The sequence below is a fragment of the Pseudactinotalea sp. Z1748 genome, assembly GCF_049725185.1.
Lineage (GTDB): Bacteria > Actinomycetota > Actinomycetes > Actinomycetales > Beutenbergiaceae > CALKWS01.
The window spans coordinates 660826-678008 of record NZ_JBMPQB010000001.1 but is presented as its reverse complement, the minus strand read 5'-3'; the positions used below and the strand labels follow the sequence as shown (position 1 = coordinate 678008).

The following is a 17183-nucleotide window of genomic DNA, read 5'->3' as shown; positions in this document are numbered from 1 at the left end:
ACCCGCCGCGGGCAGGTCAGTCCGGGACGATCCACCCGTTGGGTTCACAGCCGTCCAGGGTGATCGACTGCTGCACCATCACCGGCGCCGGCTCGCCCGGCGCGGGGCACTGCGCGTGACCGTGACCGAGCAGGTGCCCCACCTCGTGGTTGACCAGGTAGTGCCGGTACTCGGTCCGGTTTCCCCCGGCTCCGATGAAAGGCTCGGCGCCCTCGGCCCAGCGCAACGCGTTCAGCACCGCCCCGTCCGGAGTTGCGCAGGAGTACTCGCCGCCGGTGGGCAACGGGTCGCACAGGTCATCGACCGTGTTCGGGGTGGCGAGCCGCACAAGGAGGTCCGCCTCGGTCCCGGCGCCGGCGTGGCCGAAGGCGACGTCCATCTGCGCCGACCAGCCGCGCTCGTCGTTCAGGGTGGTCACCACGAAGTCGGCGAACCGCTCGAGGTCGATGGCCAGGTCACGCTCCACCTCGATGTCGACCGTCAGGACATCGACGGACTCCTCGACGGCGTCCACCGGACCCTCCCCGGCGATCCGGGCGGCATCGAATTCGCCGGATCCGGACTGGGGTACCACCCGGCTGAGCAGCCCGGCCGAGGCGTCGCCGGGACGCAACCGATCCTCGAGGGCGGGCAACCTGGGCCCGTACACCCCATCGGGTCCCCCCGGATCGCCGCTCGGGGTCGGCCAGGGGTCCGGTTCGTCGACCAGTGCGGCCCCGATCGACTGCGATTGGGCACCGAGCAGCACTGCGCCCAGCAGGGCGCAGAGGGCGATGATCGCTCGACGCATGACCTCCATACTGGCAAACCTTCGTCGAAGTCTCGACCCCGGGGTGTGCTCGGACACCTTCGGTGCACCTCCTCCCGTGGTCGCCACCCTCACCCGTGCTGCGGTCACCGCGGGGCCCGGTGGCGCCTACGATGGGGGAAGTTCAGGCCGACCCGCACAGAAGGAGGACACGTGGAGATCACGATCGGAGTCAGGAATGTGGCACGAGAGTTGACCCTGGACGTGTCGGAGGATGCCGAGGAAGTGGCCGAATCCGTGCACAAGGCCCTCACAAAGGCCGAGAGCGATCCGGGCGCGGCCCTGGACCTGACCACCAGCAAGGGCCGCCGGGTGATCGTGCCGGTGGCCGCGCTCGGTTTCGTGGAGTTCGGCGGCGACGAGCAGCGCAAGGTGGGCTTCGGCACCCTCTGAGCCGGTCGACGACAGTGACCGCACGGTGCCGCTGACCGGTCCCTGCGAGCGCGCCGGTGCTTGAGCAGTTAGGTTCAAGTCGTGACAGGCAAGAACGCGAACTTCCGATACCGCAACACCTCCGTGTTGTCGGTGACCCATATCGAAGCACCGGTGCGGATACCCTCCGCCCGCTTCGAGCAACACCTGGCGACCACCCGTAAGCGGTTGCGACTTCCGGACAACATGCTGGAGCGGATCTCCGGCGTGACCGAGCGGCGCTGGTGGGAGGAGGGAACCAGATTCGACGACCCGGCGATCGAAGCGGGCGCCAAAGCGATCGCTGAAGCCGGTGTCGACCCGGCCGGGGTGGGATTGCTCGTGAACACCTCGGTGACCCGCACGCAGTTGGAGCCCTCGGTCGCGGTACGGGTGCACCACGAGTTGTCGTTGCCGTCCTCGGCGATGAACTTCGACATCGCCAACGCCTGCCTCGGTTTCGTCAACGGCATGATGCTCGCTGCGACGATGATCGATGCCGGTCAGATCGACTACGCCCTCATCGTCAACAGCGAGGACACCCGCGCCACCCAGGAGCGGACCCTGGCCCGGCTCGGGCGGCCGGAGGCCACCCGGGAGGACTACCGACGGGAGTTCGCCTCCCTCACTCTGGGCTCCGGAGCGGCGGCGGCGGTCCTTGGCCGGACCGATCTGCATCCCAACGGCCATCGCATCGTCGGTGGAGTCAGCCGCGCCGCCACCGAGCATCACGGCCTGTGCGTGGGCAACCTGGAGGGGATGTTCACCGACACCAAGGGCCTGCTCGAGGGTGGACTGCCGCTGGTGGTGGCCGCCTGGGATGAGGCCAACAACGGCGCCGGTTTCCAGTGGGACGGGATGGACCGGTACATCACCCACCAGATCTCCACCCCGTACACGCAGGCGATCATCGAAGCCATCGAGCTGCCGGCCGACCGGGTGCCGATCACGTTCAACCACTGGGGGAACGTCGGACCGGCATCGCTACCGATGACCCTGGCCGCGCAGGCCGCCGACCTCGTCCCCGGTGACCGGGTGCTGTGCATGGGTGTGGGATCAGGTCTGAACACAGCCATGCTCGAGTTGCAGTGGTGAGCATCTCGGACCTGCGCGGTATCGCCCCGGGGTGGAGCAGGCACATCACCGTGCCCGGCACCGCAGCGACCCCGCCGGTGACCTGGCACGTGCTGGACAACATCGCCGACCTGAACGAACCCGCGCGCGGCACGCTGCTGGCCGTGCACGGGAACCCGACGTGGTCCTACCTGTGGCGCGAACTGCTCACCGTGGGAGCCCGCTCCGGGTGGCGGGTGGTGGCGGTGGACCAGGTAGGGATGGGTTGGTCCCAGCGCGATGGGCGAGTGCGCCGACTGGCCGACCGGGTGAGTGAGCTCGGTGCCCTCACCGACCGCATGGGATTGGGCGGGCCGGTGGTGACGGTCGGTCACGACTGGGGCGGGGTGGTCTCCCTCGGCTGGGCGACCCGGCATCCCGATCTGCTGGCCGGGGTCATTCTGACGAACACCGCCATCCATCACGACCACCAAGCGAGCACGATCCCCGCCCTGCTGCGCCTGGCGGGCCACCCGGCCATTCATCGTTGGGCCACCCGCAGCACCCGCACCTTCCTGCGCGCCACCCTTGCCCTGGCCCAGCGCCCGCTCCCCGAGGAGGTCACCCGTGCCTACCTCGCGCCCTACGCCAAGGCCCGGGACCGGCACGCGATCGCCGACTTCGTCGCAGACATTCCGGCCGACCCCCACCATCCCTCCCACGAGGCGTTGACCACGATCGCCGCCGGAACCGCCGCGCTCACCGTCCCGGCGCTGTTGCTGTGGGGTCCGCGAGATCCGGTCTTCGCCGAGCGGTACCTACGCGACCTGCGCGCCCGGCTGCCCCAGGCCGACGTGCACCGGTTCGAAGGGGCCGGGCATCTGCTGCCCGAGGAGGCCGATGTGGCCGGCACCGTGGTTCGCTGGCTCGCCGAACGCCTACCCGCCACCAGCACCGGCGCCACCGAGACCGGCGCCGGCGCCCCCGCGCGCCATATGGCGGCCGCGGGCAGCGCCGCCGCGGACGGCAGCGCTGACGCCGCCCGGCCCCGGTTCCGCCGCCTCACCGCGGTCCTGGACGAACGGGGCCGGGACGCCGAGCCCGCGGTCCTGGCCCTGTCCCGAGCCGGTACCGAGACGGTGACCTGGCAGGAGTTGGCGACCAGGGTACGCCACCTGGCCCTGGGACTGGCCGACCTCGGGGTGCGCCCCGGTCAGCGGGTGAGCCTGCTCATCACTCCGGGTGTGGACCTGACCGCCGCACTGTTCGCGTGCCTGCGTCTGGGAGCCGTCGCCGTACTTGCCGACCAGGGCCTGGGCCTGCGCGGTATGAGCCGGGCCCTGCGCGGCGCCGGCCCGCAGTGGCTCATCGGAGTCGACCGCGCCCTGACCGGCGCACGGCTGCTGGGGTGGCCCGGCCGGCGGGTTGGCACCGGGCACACCACACCACTGCACCGAGCCCTCGGTGCCCGCACCGGCCTGGCCGACCTGATCGCCCGCGGGGCGGGCATCGAGCAGCACGGAGGCACGCTGCCCGCTGAGCCGGACCCGGAGGATGATGCGGCGATCCTGTTCACCTCCGGATCCACCGGACCGGCCAAGGGCGTGACCTACACCCACCGCCGGCTGGCGGCCATGCGCGATGCGCTCGCCACCACCTATGACCTGGGGCCGGGCTCGGCGTTCGTGGTCGGATTCGCCCCGTTCGCCCTGATCGGTACCGCGCTCGGTTCCGCGGCGATCACTCCGGACATGGACGTGGTCGCCCCGGCCACGCTCACCGCCGCCGCGCTGGCCGACGCCGTCGCCGCCAGCGACGCGACCGCGGTCTTCACCTCCCCGGCCGCCTTGACGAACGTGCTGCGCACCGCTGCCGACCTCACCGAAGCGCACCGCAGTGCCCTGGCCGGGGTGGAACTGTTCCTGTCCGCCGGTGCACCGATCGCCCCCGAGTTGCTCGCGCAGGTCGGTCGCATCATGCCCAATGCCTCGGCCCGCACCCCCTACGGCATGACGGAGGTGCTCCCCCTCACCGACATCGACCTGACCGGTCTACAAGCCGCTGCCGGGGACGAGGCCGCCGGCGTCGCCGGTGCTGGTGGCGGCAGTTGTGTGGGCCACCCCGTGCCGGGGGCGCAGGCCCGGATCATCCCCTTGGACGACGCCGGCGCCGCCACCGGCGATGCCACCACCGCACCGGGCATCACCGGTGAGGTGCTGGTCACCGCAGCCCACCTGAAGCGCACCTACGACCAGTTGTGGGCCACCCAGGCCGCCAGCGCCGACCATGCCGGCTGGCACCGCACCGGGGATGTCGGGCACCTGGACGCACGCGGCCGGCTATGGATCGAGGGCCGCCTGGCCCACATCATTCGTACTGCCGGGGGCGTGGTGACCCCGGTGGCCATCGAGCACGCCGCGCAGCAGATCCGGGGGGTGCAACGGGCGGCCGCCGTCGGTGTCGGTCCCGCGGGCACCCAGCACGTCGTCGTCGTCCTGGAGACCGATCCGCAGATCGATCGGCACGCCGGCGCCTCCCCCGCCCTGGCCACCCCGGGCCTGACACGGATTGTGCGCCAGGCGGTGCGCGCCCGATGCGGCCTGACCGTGGCCGCTGTGCTGCGGGTGCCGGAGCTGCCCACCGACGTGCGGCACAACACCAAGGTCGACCGCGCCCGGCTCGCTCAGTGGGCCGAGCGCGCGCTGGCCGGCGCAAGGATGCAGGCGCCGTGACCGCCCGTATGCGGGTGCTGGTCACCGGTGCCAGCGGCATGCTCGGTCGTCGCACAGCCGAGCACCTGGTGGCGGCCGGTCACCAGGTGCGCACCTTCCAGCGGCGACCGGCCGGGGTCGCCGGTGCCACGGACATGCGTGGTTCGATCACCGGCACCGGCGCTGATGCCGCGCTCACCCGTGCCGTCCAGGAATGCGACGCCGTGGTACACCTCGCGGCGAAAGTCTCGGTCAGCGGACCACGCGCCGAGTACGAACAGGTGAACATCGAGGGCACTCGCGCACTCCTGCATGCCGCCGGACGGGCCGGCGTGCACCGCTTCGTGCAGGTGTCCACGCCGTCCGTGGCACACACCGGGGATCCGCTCATCGGGGTGGGAGCCGGAGCCGCCGAGCCGGAGCGCGCCCGGGGTCACTACGCGCGCACGAAGGCGGCCGCCGAACAACTGGCGCTCGCGGCGGACCGGCCGGGCTTCGCCGTGGTGGCCCTGCGGCCGCATCTGGTGTGGGGTCCCGGTGACACCCAACTGGTCGCCCGGATCGTGGCGCGGGCCCGGGCCGGGCGGCTCCCGCTGCTGAACCATGGTGCAGCGCTGATCGACTCCCTCTACGTCGACAACGCCGCAGACGCACTGGTGGCGGCGATGGAGCGCGCCGAGCACGCCCACGGGCAGGCGTTGGTGGTGACCAACGCCGAACCACGACCGGTGGGTGACCTGCTCGCCGGTATCTGCCGTGCTGCCGGGGCCCCGGTGCCGACATGGCGGGTACCCGCTGGCCTGGCCCGGATGGCCGGGGGTGTGGTCGAGGCACTCTGGGCGGTGCGTCCCGGACCCGATGAGCCCCCGATGACCCGTTTCCTGGCCGAACAGCTCTCCACTGCGCACTGGTTCGACCAACGCCACACCCAGCAGGTACTCGACTGGCGGCCAGGGGTCAGCATCGATGAGGGTCTGGACCGGCTGGCCGCGCACGAACTCCCGGGCTGAACGGGGATGAACTCCCGCGATACCACCGGCCTGCCGGCGGTGGGATTGGTCACGTTGCAGACGGTGTACGCACCTTCGCGATACAGTGTGGATGTACCAGGTTGCCCGGTCGTAACGACAGTTCGGTACACGCACCTGCACGCCGGCCCCGTTGCCGGCACGTTCATTTCGCGATCGGCTGCCCCTACCGGTGACGACCGCCGCGCGCGTGAACGGCTCATGACGTTGCCATGACGCGAACAGGTGAACCCTGATGCAGAACGAAACCCTCACCGAGGCGGGCACTCAGAGCCCCGCCGTGGATGACGCCGCCCTGGCAGAGGTGGTCGATGAGACCATCGAGGCCCCCGCGGCGGCCGAAACCCCCGCCGAGGCGGCCAAGACCTTCGCCGACTTCGGCGTCTCCGAACCGATCGTGGGCGCCCTGGCCGACGTGGGCATTACCCATCCCTTCCCGATCCAGTCCCTCACCCTGCCGGTGGCCCTGGCCGGGCACGACATCATCGGCCAGGCCAAGACCGGTACCGGCAAGACCCTCGGTTTCGGTATCCCGCTGCTGGAGGCCGTGGTGGGCCCCGACGAGGAAGGTTGGGACGCGGTGGTGGACCCGGGCAAGCCCCAGGCCGTGGTGATCGCCCCGACCCGTGAGTTGGCCGTGCAGGTCGCCGGCGACCTGGTGACCGCCTCCCGGCGCCGCACCGTGCGCATCACCCAGGTCTACGGCGGCCGGGCGTATGAGCCCCAGATCGAGGCCCTGACCAAGGGTACCGAGGTGATCGTGGGCACCCCGGGCCGGATGATCGACCTGCTCAAGCAGGGTCACCTGGACCTGTCCCGGGTGCGCACGCTGGTGCTGGACGAGGCCGACGAGATGCTCGACCTGGGCTTCCTGCCCGATGTGGAGACGCTGTTGTCGCGCACGGCGGCCAGCCGCCACACGATGCTGTTCTCGGCCACCATGCCTGGGCCCGTGGTCACCATGGCCCGCCGGTACATGAACCGGCCCACCCACATCCGCGCCCAGGACCCCGACGACGACGGCGTCACCCTGAAGGCGATCAGCCAGTTCATCTACCGCGCCCACGCGATGGACAAAGTGGAGGTCCTGGCCCGGATCCTGCAGGCCAAGGGCCGTGGGCTGACACTGGTCTTCGCCCGCACCAAACGCACCGCCGCCCGAGTGGCCGACGACCTGGCCGAGCGCGGGTTCGCCTCCGGTGCGATCCACGGCGACCTGGGCCAGGGAGCCCGGGAGCAGGCGCTCCGGGCCTTCCGGAACGGCAAGATCGACGTGCTGGTCGCCACCGACGTGGCCGCCCGCGGCATCGACGTGGATGACATCACGCACGTGGTCAACTACCAGTGCCCCGAGGACGAACGGATCTACCTGCACCGCATCGGCCGCACCGGGCGGGCCGGCAACACCGGCATCGCGGTGACCTTCGTCGACTGGGACGACTTGCCGCGCTGGTCCCTGATCGACAAGGGACTGGAGCTGAACCGCGGCGAGCCCATCGAGACCTACTCCTCCTCCCCGCACCTGTACTCCGACCTGGACATCCCCGAAGGCACCCGGGGCCGACTCCCTCGAGGTGAGCGGACCCGCGCCGGACTGGACGCCGAGCAGCTCGAGGACATCGGCGAGACCGGCACCCGGACCACCTCCGGTGGTGGCGGACGACGGCGTGAGGGCGGTGGCCGCGACCGTCAGGGCGGCCGCGGGGATGGCTCCCGTCAGGGCGGACGACGGCGTGACGGCGGTGGCCGCGGCCCCTCCTCCGGCCAAGGGTCCGGTGGGCGGAGTAACGGCGCGGGGACGCGCTCGGAGCAGCCCGGCTCCGGTGAGGGACAGCGTCGCCGGCGGCGCCGTCGTCGTCGGAACAACTCCTCCGGCTCCGCCGGTTCGGGGTCGGCACAGTCCTGACACGGCAGGGTGCGACGACCGCGTCAGGCCCCCTCGATCACGGGAACGAGAGCGTGCACCGAGGGTCATCGGGGGTGGCCCCGGGACTGACATGCCCGGACGTGGTCCGGCGCGCCTCATCCCGTCCGTCCCGTCCCGATGAGGCGGGCTCCTGGACAGACCGGTAAGCGAGGCTAGCTGTACCGGGTGAGGTGGGTGTCATCGGGCCGGATGATGCGGCCGCGAGCCTTGGCCTCGATCGCCTCCAGGACCTCCGGGCTCGTGGTGTGCTCCCCGAGCCGGTTGTGCTTTCCGGTGCCGTGGTAGTCGCTGGCGCCGGTGACCAGCAGATCCAGCTCCCGGGCCAGGCCGCGCAGGTGGGCCCGGTCGGCCTCGGTGTGATCGCGGTGGTCCACCTCCAGGCCGGCGAGTCCGGCACCGGCAAGGTCGGCGATCACGGCATCGCCGATCGTGCGGCCCCGGGCGCCGGCGCGCGGGTGGGCCAGGATCGGCACCCCGCCGGCGGCGCGGACCCGGCCGATGGCGGCATGTGCCTCTTGGGCGTAATGGCCCACGTAGTAGGGCCCGCCGGTGGCCACGATGTTCTCGAACGCGGCCGACCGGTCCGGCACGTGGCCGCGGGCAACCAGGGCATCAGCGATGTGCGGTCGACCGATGGTGGCGTCCGGACCGGCTTGGTCCTGCACATCCGCCCAGGTGAGCGGAAGGTCCTCGGCGATGCGCCGCACCATCTCCCGGGCCCGGGTGTTCCGGGAGCTGCGGGCATGCTCCATCTCACCGAGGAGAGCGGCGTCGTCATCGGCGTGCAACAGGCTGAGCAGGTGCACGCTGACGCCGGCGACCATGCACGACAGTTCCGCCCCCGGTACCAGCGCCACGCCGGTTCGAGCGACCTGGTCGGCCGCTTCATCCCATCCGGCAGTGGTGTCGTGATCGGTCAGAGCGACCACGTCCAGTCCGGCGGCTGCGGCCCTGACCATGAGCACGGCCGGGGAATCGGTGCCATCGGAGTGATGGCTGTGGGTATGAAGGTCGATGCGCACCCGGCCAGGCTAGTCGCGCAGGCACCCTGAGCTCAGCCCATGGCGAGGGCACCCGGCCCGGTGGGGGCCGAGCGAGCCCTGACCGATCACCTGTTCTCGATGAGGCGGGTGAGCGCTCCCGCCTGCTCCGGTCTGCCCATCAGCGCATAGGCCAGGGCCCAGTCGTGCGGGCGGGCCATCGTCAGGCCCCGCCAGGTGGCCCCGGGCGTGGCCGGGATCGGGACCGGGCCGGTGGAGGTGTTGATCGCGAACTGCACGATCAAGTCGATGCTCACACCGTTGACCTCGAAGCAGTAGGCAGCCGCGCTGCTGAAGACATCGCTCGGGCGCAGCCTGCGATACCGGTGACCTACCTCCGCCAGCGCCCGTTGCGCCAACTCCGGCGTGGTATCGGTGAGCAGATCCCAGTCACGCACCCGATCGGTCAACCCGAGGGAGGCCAGCAGGGCCGAACCCCCGACGACGGTGCGAACCCCGGCAGCAGCGAGACTGCGTTGCGAGGCTGCCGCGATGCGAACGGATGAGTGTGGGACCGCACCGGACCGGCCATCGGGTGTCACGGTGCCCATCGGCACCACCGCCTCACCTGGCTCATCCGGTTCGCGCCCCGGTTGCACCACCAGGGAAGGGGAAAGGTTACCGAAGGTGCCGATGCTGCCGCCCTCCCCCGCACCGTGCGTGAGACGATGGCAGGCATGACGAGCACCTCTTCCACCACCGATCAGAACGCCCCGGAAACCGAGCAGGCCGGCAAACAGGACCTGTCCAGCCGCGGCTCGAACCGTTCGCAGCGGCCCACCTCCGCCGCCTTCCGGGACTTCATCGCCTCCGGCTGGGCCCCGCGCGAGGAACAGCCCCCGGCCCGCGAGCAGGTGGCCGACTACACCCCGGCCCGTCGGGCCGCCCTGAGCGCGGCCTTCCCCGGCGAACGGCTGGTCATCCCGGCCGGGGACCTCAAGGTGCGCTCCAATGACACCGACTACCGGTTCCGCCCGCACAGCGCCTTCGCGCACCTGACCGGCCTGGGTACCGACGAGGAACCGGGGGCGGTCCTGGTGCTGGAACCGCAGGACGAGGGCGCCCACGAGGCCACGCTGTACTTCCGCCCCCAGGGCGGGCGGGACTCGGAGGAGTTCTACGCCGACGCCCGCTACGGGGAGTTCTGGATCGGGCGCCGCCCCGGTCTGGCCGACATCGAGGCCCGCACCGGTCTGGCGTGTGCGCACGTGGACTCCCTGGACGATGCGATCGGTAAGGACGCCGGCCAGATCACCATCCGGGTGGTGCCCGGTGCGGACGCCGCGGTGCAAGCGCGGGTGCGGGAACTGCGCACCCAGATGAGCACCGAGGAGGCCCAGCAGGCCGATGAGGCCCTGGCCGAGGTGCTCAGCGAGTTGCGCCTGGCCAAGGACGACTGGGAGATCGAGCAGATGCGCCAGGCCGTGGACGCCTCGATCGACGCCTTCGGCGAGGTCGCACGATCCCTGCCCCGCGCCGTCGGGCATCCCCGCGGTGAGCGGGTCATCGAGGGCGCCTTCTTCGCCCGCGCCCGGGAGCACGGCAACGGGATCGGCTATGACACCATCTCCGCCGCCGGCAACCATGCCACCACCCTGCATTGGATCCGCAACGACGGACAGGTGCGCGCCGGGGAGCTGGTGCTGGTGGACGCCGGGGTCGAGGTCGACTCCCTGTACACCGCCGACATCACCCGCACCCTGCCGGTAGACGGGACCTTCACCGACATCCAGCGCAAGGTGTACACCGCGGTGCTGGATGCCGCCGACCACGCCTTCGCCAGCGCTCGCCCGGGGCTGAAGTTCCGCGATGTGCACGCCGCCGCCATGGAGGTCCTCGCCGCGCGCCTGGCCGAGTGGGGCCTGCTGCCGGTGGACGCCGCTACCAGCCTGAGCCCCGAGGGCCAGCAGCACCGCCGGTGGATGCCGCACGGCACCTCCCACCACCTGGGCCTGGATGTGCACGACTGCGCCCAGGCCCGCCGGGAGATGTACCTGGACGCCGAACTGCGGCCCGGGATGATCTTCACCATCGAACCTGGCCTGTACTTCAAGACCGACGACCTCACGGTCCCGGAGGAGTACCGCGGGATCGGGGTGCGGATCGAGGATGACATCCTGGTCACCGCCGACGGCGTGGAGAACCTCTCCGCGGCGCTACCCCGCGAGCCCGACGACGTCGAGGCCTGGATGGCCGCACTGCTCGGCTGAGTGCGGTCCGGCTGAGTGCGGCGCGCGGGCAAAGTCCGCGGGGCCTGCGTGCTCGGCACGGCCGGGAGAATCTGCTGGCGCCCGCCCGGCCACAGGCGCCATAGTGGCCTCCCATGGGCTGGTTCTGGGTGGCGGCGGTGCTGGGCACCGTGCACGGCGGATGGAGTGTGTACTGGGCGCTCGGCGGTACGTGGATGCTGGCCAGCGTGGGCCAGTGGGCCGTGGACGCCGCAGCGGAGCCGTCCGCGCAGGTCACGCTGGGACTGTGGGCAGTGGCGGCGATCAAACTGATCGCGGCCTGGGTACCGCTGCTGGCCCAGCGCGGCGTGCTGCCCGGGCTTGGTCCGCGGCGGTTCCTGACCTGGGCCGGCGGTGCCGCCCTGATGGTCTACGGCCTGCTGAACGCCGTCGTCTCCGGCGCGGTCCTGGCCGGGTGGGTCATCCCGCAGGGTGCGGTGAATATCGAGGCCCAGCAGGGCCACGCCTACCTGTGGGGTCCGCTGTTCGCGCTCTGGGGGCTCGCGTTGCTCATCGGGCTGTGGCGCAGCCGGCGTGCGCGCACCTGAGTCCCGCCCGGGTTCCGGCGCTGCTCATCCTCAGCGCTGGCCCGGGGATTCCTCCGCCTGGCCCTCCCCCGTGGGCTGCGTCGGCTGCTCCGGAGCGGTGGGCTGCTCGGTGGGACGGGGCTGCTGAGTGGCGGGGGGCTGCTGAGTGGCGGGGGGCTGCTCGGCAGGTGCACTGGGCCGGCGGAACGCGGCGGTGCGGTCCGCCTCGGGGGCCGTCGGGGTGTCATGCGGGGTGAGCCCCGGGGTCACGTTGCCGCCGTTGAGCTCGCGCAGCAGCCGACGTGCCTGGCCGGCACTCTCGGGCAGGCACAGCAACGCGAACGAGGAGGCCACAACCTGGGAGGAGGAGGTGAAATCACGCTTACCGCCGGTCAGGGCGTAGGCGATCACGCCGAACATCATCCCGAACCCGGCACCGATGAGCAGCGCGAACAACAGCGTGTTCAGCAGGTTCCCACCGCCGATCAGCGCCAGCACCAACCCGACGAACAACCCGAACCAGGCACCCGAGGCCGCCCCGGACAGGGCCGCGCGGGGGTAGTTCAACCGACCGGTGATGCGCTCGACCATCTTCAGGTCGGTACCCACGATGGTCACGGACTTGACCGCGAACTCCTTGTCGGACAGGAAGTCCACCGCCCGCTGTGCCTCGGCGTAGGTGGCATAACTGGCGATCTGCTCACCGCGTGGCTGCGCGTTGTGAGCGGTGCGGGCGTTCGAGAAGGCGGCCATCCCCCCATTGTTCCCCAGCCTCGCCACCGTGACCAACTACTCTCGCGGCGTGAGCCGCGCCCGGTTGCGATGCGTGCGGTCACAGGCAAGCCCCTGGAAGTGACTCATAATGATTGCATCAGGCGCCTAACCTGCATCTTGTGTCACACTGGTGCCGTCGACCACTCAGGAGGAGCACCGATGACCAGTCACGACCGCCCGGGGGCACTCGGCGCGCAGATGGAAACCGAATTGCGCAGCCAGCCGCAGATGTGGCGTCGGGCCGGCGAGCTCGCCGCAGCCGCCCCGCTGCCGGAGCACGGCGAGAAGGTCGCCATCATCGGGTGCGGTACCTCCTGGTTCATGGCCCAGTCCTACGCCGCGCTCCGGGAAGCCTCCGGCGCCGGGCTGACCGATGCCTGGCAGGCCACCGAGGCACCGTTGCATCGTGACTACGACGTGGTGATCGGGCTGTCCCGGTCCGGCACCACCACCGAGGTGATCGAGGCGCTGGAGCCGGTGCGCGGGCGCGCCCGCACGCTGAGCATCGTGGCCGACCCGTCCACCCCGCTGCCCTCGAGGACCGATGACGTCATCGACCTGGGCTTCGCCGACGAGCAATCCGTGGTGCAGACCCGCTTCGCCACCACCGCGCTGAGCCTGCTGCGGGCGAGTCTGGGCGTGGACCTGTCGTCCTCGATCACTGACTGCAGAAAGGCCCTGGACGCACCGCTGCCGGAGGCCGGCCTCAGCGCTGAGCAGATCACCTTCCTGGGATCGGGCTGGACGATCGGACTGGCCCACGAGGCTGCGCTGAAGAACCGCGAGGCCTCCCAAGCCTGGACCGAGTCCTACCCGGCGATGGACTACCGGCACGGCCCGGTGGCGATCGCCGGTCCGAACCGTCTGACCTGGATCTTCGGCGCAGCACCGCAGGGTCTGCGCGAGCAGGTTGAGGGGACCGGGGCCACGTTCCTGGCCGATGAGTCGCTCGACCCCCTCGCCGACCTGGTGTTGGCGCAACGGGTGGCCCTGGAGCGGGCCCGCCTGTTGAACCTGGACGCCGACCAGCCCCGGGGCCTGACCCGTTCGGTCATTCTCGACGACTGACCGAGCACCCCATGACCACAGCGAAGGCTCCCATCGGCCCGGTTGCCGTGATCGATGTGGGTGGGACCGACACCAAGACCGGCCTGGTGCGTCCGGACGGGTCCCTCACCGACACCGAGACCGTCCCCACCCCGCATCGTCCGGACATCGTCGCGGGCGTGCTGGATCTGGGCGCCCGGCATGTCCAACGGATGTACACCCGCCATCGGGATCTGGTCGGGTCCGCCCTGGTGGTGCCCGGAATCGTCGACGACGAGGCCCAGGTGGCGGTGCTCGCTTCGAACATGGGCTGGGACCGGGTGCCGTTCGCGGCGATGTTGGCCGAGCGCACCGGGATGCCCGCCGCCCTGGGCCACGACGTTGCCACCGCGGGTCTTGCCGAGGTCACCTACGGAGCCGCGACCGGGGCGCGCGACGCCGCCGTGATCGTGGTGGGCACCGGGATCGCCGCAGCGCTGTTCTCCGGGGGGCACGCCATCCGTGGTGGCGGGTTCGCCGGCGAGATCGGTCACTCCCCCCTCGTGCCCGACGGCGAGCCGTGTGTGTGCGGCGGACGGGGCTGCCTTGAGGCGATCGCCTCCGCCGGAGCGATCGCCCGCCGCTACACCGCTCGCTCTGGCACCGCGGTGCCCGGCGCCCGGGAGGTCCTTGCCGCGGCCCGCGGTGGCGATGCCACCGCTCGGGCGGTCTGGTCCGAGGCCACCGACGCCCTGGCCCTGGCGGTCGCCCAGGTAGCGGCCGTGCTGGCACCGCAGGTGGTGGTGATCGGCGGAGGACTCTCCCGCGCCGGTGACGCACTGCTGAGCCCGGTCCGCCGGCGCCTGGAGGCGATCCTGACCGTGCAACGCCGCCCCGACCTGCGCCTGAGCACCCTGGGCACCAGCGCCGGCCTGGTCGGCGCCGGTGTCCTGGCCCGCCGCGCCGCCGGGGCCGTACCCCGGCCGCAGGCCGTCGCTCCCTCGGCGCCCGCGGGCACGAGCGAGGTGCACCGATGATCCTCACCCTGACGCTGAACCCGGCGATCGACCTGACCTACACCCTGCCGGCGCTGACCCCGGGAACCAGCCACCGGGTGCCCCGAGCCCAGCAACGGGCCGGCGGTAAAGGGGTGAACGTGGCCCGGGTACTGACCGAGCAGGGCTACCGCACCCGGGCCATGGCCCCGGTCGGCGGGACCACCGGCGCACAGTTCCGCGCCGACCTGGACCGAGCGGGAATCGACCACCAACTTCTCCCGGTGCAGGAACCAACCCGGCGCACCATCACCCTGGTCACTCCCGACCACACCACCCCCCTGAACGAGGCCGGGCAGAGCCCCACGGCTGCCGAACTCGATCAACTCCTGCAGGCCACCGCCACAGCCCTGGCGGGGGCGCGGGTGCTGGTGTGCTCCGGCTCGGTCCCCGCCGGCGCCCCGGCCGACCTCATCCCGCGCGTGATCGCCCTGGCCCGGGCTGCCGCGGTACCGGTGATCGTGGACACCTCCGGCCCGGCGTTGCTGGCCGCCGTCGAGGCCGGCGCCGACGTGCTCAAACCGAACCAGGACGAACTGAACGAGATCGTCGGCCCGGCAGAGCCACCGGTCGCAGCCCGGTCGCTGGCCGAGCGCAGCGGTGCAGCTGTGTTCGCCTCCCTGGGCGCCGGCGGGATGCTCGCGGCCACCGCAACGGGCCCGATCTGGCATGCCCGGTTGCCACATCCGCTGTCGGGCAACCCCACCGGGGCCGGGGACGCCGCGGTCGCCGCCATAGCCGTCGGGCTGGCCCAGCACGGGTCGGCGCTGGAGGGGGCCACCCTTCCACAGACGCTGTGCACCGCGACCGCCTGGTCCGCGGCCGCCGTGCTGACCCCTACCGCGGGCAGTATCGCCGACCCGGCGCCCCTGGCAGAGCAGATCATCATCGACCGGGTCGGTGAGCCCGCGAACCCCGAGGAGAGCAGATGAGCCTGGTCTCGACCAGAGAACTACTCGATCATGCCGTCGCGCAGGGCACCGCAGTGCCCGCGCTGAACGTGATCCACCTGGAATCGGCCGAGGCGATCGCCGCCGCCGCCGAACAGGCCGGTCACGGTGCGGTGCTGCAAATCTCCCAGAACTGCGTGAAGTACCACGGAGCCTTGGCTCCCATCGCCGCCGCCGCCCGAGCGGTGGCCCAGACCAGCAGTGCGCCGCTGTCGCTGCACCTGGACCACGCCGAGGACCTGGAACTGGTCCACCAGGCGCTGGACCTGGGCTTCTCCTCCGTGATGTACGACGGCGCGGCGCTGCCCTACGCCCGGAACGTGGCCACGACCGCAGAAGTGGTCCGGGCCGCCGCAGCCGTGGGGGTGCTCGTGGAGGCCGAGCTCGGTGAGGTGGGAGGTAAGGACGGCGCCCACGCTCCCGGAGTGCGCACCGACCCGGACGAAGCGGGCCGGTTCGTGGCCGAGACCGGCGTGGACGCGCTGGCGGTGGCAGTAGGAAGTTCGCACGCGATGACCACCAAGACCGCCAGTATCGATACCGGCCTGGTGGCCGCGCTGGCCGAGGCGGTACCGGTGCCCCTGGTGCTGCACGGATCCTCCGGAGTACCCGACGCGGACATCACCGCCGCGATCGGAGCAGGAATGCGCAAGATCAACGTCTCCACCCAATTGGTGCGGGCCTTCACCGGTGCCGTCCGCGAGCGCCTGGATGCCGATCCGGCACTGGTCGACTCCCGTGCCTACGTCGGCGCCGGCCGGACGGCGATGACCACCGAGGCCGCCGCCGTCATCGAACTCATCGCCGTCCGGACATGAACCGCGACGAACGCCTCGGGGCGATCCTGGACCTGCTCGGCCAGGCCGAGCGGGTGCAGGTGGAGGAGATCGTGGAGGCCTTCGGGGTCTCCCCCGCCACCGCACGCCGGGACCTGGATGCCCTGGCCGAGCGCCAATTGGTCAACCGCACCCGAGGCGGAGCCACGGCGCACACCGTGGCCTATGACCTGCCGCTGCGGTACAAGCGCCAACAGCACGCCGGAGCGAAGGAGCAGATCGCCGCGGCAGTGATGGACCTGATACCGGTCGGCGCGCGGGTGGGCCTGACCGGTGGTTCCACCTGCACCGCGATCGCCTCGGAGTTGGGTCAACGCGCCGATCTGAGCGCGACCGAGACCGCCCCGGCGTTGACGGTGGTCACCAATGCGGTGAACATCGCTGCTCAACTGTTGATCCGCCCGCACCTGCGGGTGGTCATCACCGGCGGGGTGGTGCAGCCGCGTTCCTACGAACTCATCGGCCCCTACACCGACCTGATGCTCAACCAGGTGAACCTGGACCTGGCATTCGTGGGAATCAACGGCCTGCAGTCCCGCCTGGGCGCGATGGTTCACGACGACACCGAGGCCCAGGTGAACGGCCTGATGGCCCGTAGGGCCGACCAGGCCTGGTTGGTGGCCGACTCCTCCAAGGTGGGGGTGCGGGCATTCGCCACCGTCGGCGCCCTGTCCGATTTCACCGGGCTGGTCACCGACCACACCATCGCAGAGGAGGACCGGCGGGCACTGCTGGACGCCGGTTTGAAGGTGATCGTGGCCGGTTGAGGACTCGGCCCGGGTGCCGAGGTGGCCTCGCTCACGGGATGT

Annotated in this window: 16 protein-coding genes; 12 read left to right on the top strand and 4 right to left on the bottom strand. The window is 71.4% G+C overall.

Annotated features, from left to right (window positions below; translation table 11 throughout):
- Positions 1-16: 16 nt before the first annotated feature.
- The gene (locus tag ACO0LU_RS03195) at positions 17-790 is read right to left on the bottom strand and encodes a DUF3152 domain-containing protein (RefSeq protein WP_424789970.1); all 774 of its coding nucleotides are present in this window, start codon (positions 788-790) and stop codon (positions 17-19) included.
- Between the two features lie 171 nt (positions 791-961).
- Here ACO0LU_RS03195 and ACO0LU_RS03190 point away from each other — a divergent pair, with 171 nt between their 5' ends.
- The 5 genes from ACO0LU_RS03190 to ACO0LU_RS03170 all read left to right on the top strand — a co-directional run bounded on the left by ACO0LU_RS03190 (position 962) and on the right by ACO0LU_RS03170 (position 7917).
- Complete coding sequence (locus tag ACO0LU_RS03190; RefSeq protein ID WP_424787519.1) at positions 962-1201, top strand: DUF3107 domain-containing protein; 240 nt, start codon at positions 962-964, stop codon at positions 1199-1201.
- Between the two features lie 81 nt (positions 1202-1282).
- The gene (locus ACO0LU_RS03185) at positions 1283-2314 is read left to right on the top strand and encodes a 3-oxoacyl-ACP synthase III (RefSeq protein ID WP_424789969.1); all 1032 of its coding nucleotides are present in this window, start codon (positions 1283-1285) and stop codon (positions 2312-2314) included.
- Entirely contained in the window at positions 2311-5004 is a 2694-nt protein-coding gene (locus tag ACO0LU_RS03180; protein WP_424789968.1) for an alpha/beta fold hydrolase, read from the top strand. Before ACO0LU_RS03185 ends, ACO0LU_RS03180 begins: the two co-directional genes overlap by 4 nt.
- 8 nt (positions 5005-5012) lie before the next feature.
- Positions 5013-5993 (top strand): NAD-dependent epimerase/dehydratase family protein, encoded by a 981-nt coding sequence (locus ACO0LU_RS03175; RefSeq protein WP_424790186.1) that lies wholly within the window; start codon positions 5013-5015, stop codon positions 5991-5993.
- Positions 5994-6246: 253 nt separating this feature from the next.
- Positions 6247-7917 carry a DEAD/DEAH box helicase gene (locus tag ACO0LU_RS03170; RefSeq protein ID WP_424789967.1) on the top strand — a complete coding sequence of 557 codons (1671 nt, stop codon included), beginning with the start codon at positions 6247-6249 and terminating at the stop codon, positions 7915-7917.
- Positions 7918-8090: 173 nt separating this feature from the next.
- Here ACO0LU_RS03170 and ACO0LU_RS03165 read toward each other — a convergent pair whose 3' ends face one another.
- On the bottom strand, positions 8091-8960 hold the full coding sequence (locus ACO0LU_RS03165) for a PHP domain-containing protein (RefSeq protein WP_424789966.1): 870 nt from the start codon (positions 8958-8960) through the stop codon (positions 8091-8093).
- An 86-nt stretch (positions 8961-9046) separates the two neighbouring features.
- Positions 9047-9529 carry a hypothetical protein gene (locus tag ACO0LU_RS03160; protein WP_424789965.1) on the bottom strand — a complete coding sequence of 161 codons (483 nt, stop codon included), beginning with the start codon at positions 9527-9529 and terminating at the stop codon, positions 9047-9049.
- 126 nt (positions 9530-9655) lie between these two features.
- Here ACO0LU_RS03160 and ACO0LU_RS03155 point away from each other — a divergent pair, with 126 nt between their 5' ends.
- On the top strand, positions 9656-11188 hold the full coding sequence (locus tag ACO0LU_RS03155; RefSeq protein WP_424789964.1) for an aminopeptidase P family protein: 1533 nt from the start codon (positions 9656-9658) through the stop codon (positions 11186-11188).
- A gap of 113 nt (positions 11189-11301) precedes the next feature.
- Complete coding sequence (locus ACO0LU_RS03150; RefSeq protein ID WP_424789963.1) at positions 11302-11754, top strand: DUF3995 domain-containing protein; 453 nt, start codon at positions 11302-11304, stop codon at positions 11752-11754.
- Between the two features lie 30 nt (positions 11755-11784).
- On the opposite strand, the gene ACO0LU_RS03145 is transcribed toward ACO0LU_RS03150, so the two are convergent.
- Positions 11785-12486 (bottom strand): general stress protein, encoded by a 702-nt coding sequence (locus ACO0LU_RS03145; protein ID WP_424789962.1) that lies wholly within the window; start codon positions 12484-12486, stop codon positions 11785-11787.
- Positions 12487-12666: 180 nt separating this feature from the next.
- On the opposite strand from ACO0LU_RS03145, the gene ACO0LU_RS03140 reads away from it, so the two are divergent.
- The 5 genes from ACO0LU_RS03140 to ACO0LU_RS03120 are packed head-to-tail and all read left to right on the top strand — an operon-like array spanning position 12667 to position 17141.
- Complete coding sequence (locus ACO0LU_RS03140) at positions 12667-13575, top strand: SIS domain-containing protein (protein WP_424789961.1); 909 nt, start codon at positions 12667-12669, stop codon at positions 13573-13575.
- A gap of 11 nt (positions 13576-13586) precedes the next feature.
- Positions 13587-14570, top strand: a complete 984-nt coding sequence (locus ACO0LU_RS03135) for an ROK family protein (protein WP_424789960.1) — start codon at positions 13587-13589, stop codon at positions 14568-14570.
- Positions 14567-15520 carry a 1-phosphofructokinase family hexose kinase gene (locus tag ACO0LU_RS03130; protein ID WP_424789959.1) on the top strand — a complete coding sequence of 318 codons (954 nt, stop codon included), beginning with the start codon at positions 14567-14569 and terminating at the stop codon, positions 15518-15520. The genes ACO0LU_RS03135 and ACO0LU_RS03130 overlap by 4 nt, the downstream gene beginning before the upstream one ends.
- A complete protein-coding gene (locus ACO0LU_RS03125) occupies positions 15517-16356 on the top strand; it encodes a class II fructose-bisphosphate aldolase (protein ID WP_424789958.1) in 840 nt (279 codons plus the stop codon). Before ACO0LU_RS03130 ends, ACO0LU_RS03125 begins: the two co-directional genes overlap by 4 nt.
- Positions 16353-17141, top strand: a complete 789-nt coding sequence (locus ACO0LU_RS03120; RefSeq protein ID WP_424789957.1) for a DeoR/GlpR family DNA-binding transcription regulator — start codon at positions 16353-16355, stop codon at positions 17139-17141. The genes ACO0LU_RS03125 and ACO0LU_RS03120 overlap by 4 nt, the downstream gene beginning before the upstream one ends.
- Positions 17142-17183: the final 42 nt, after the last annotated feature.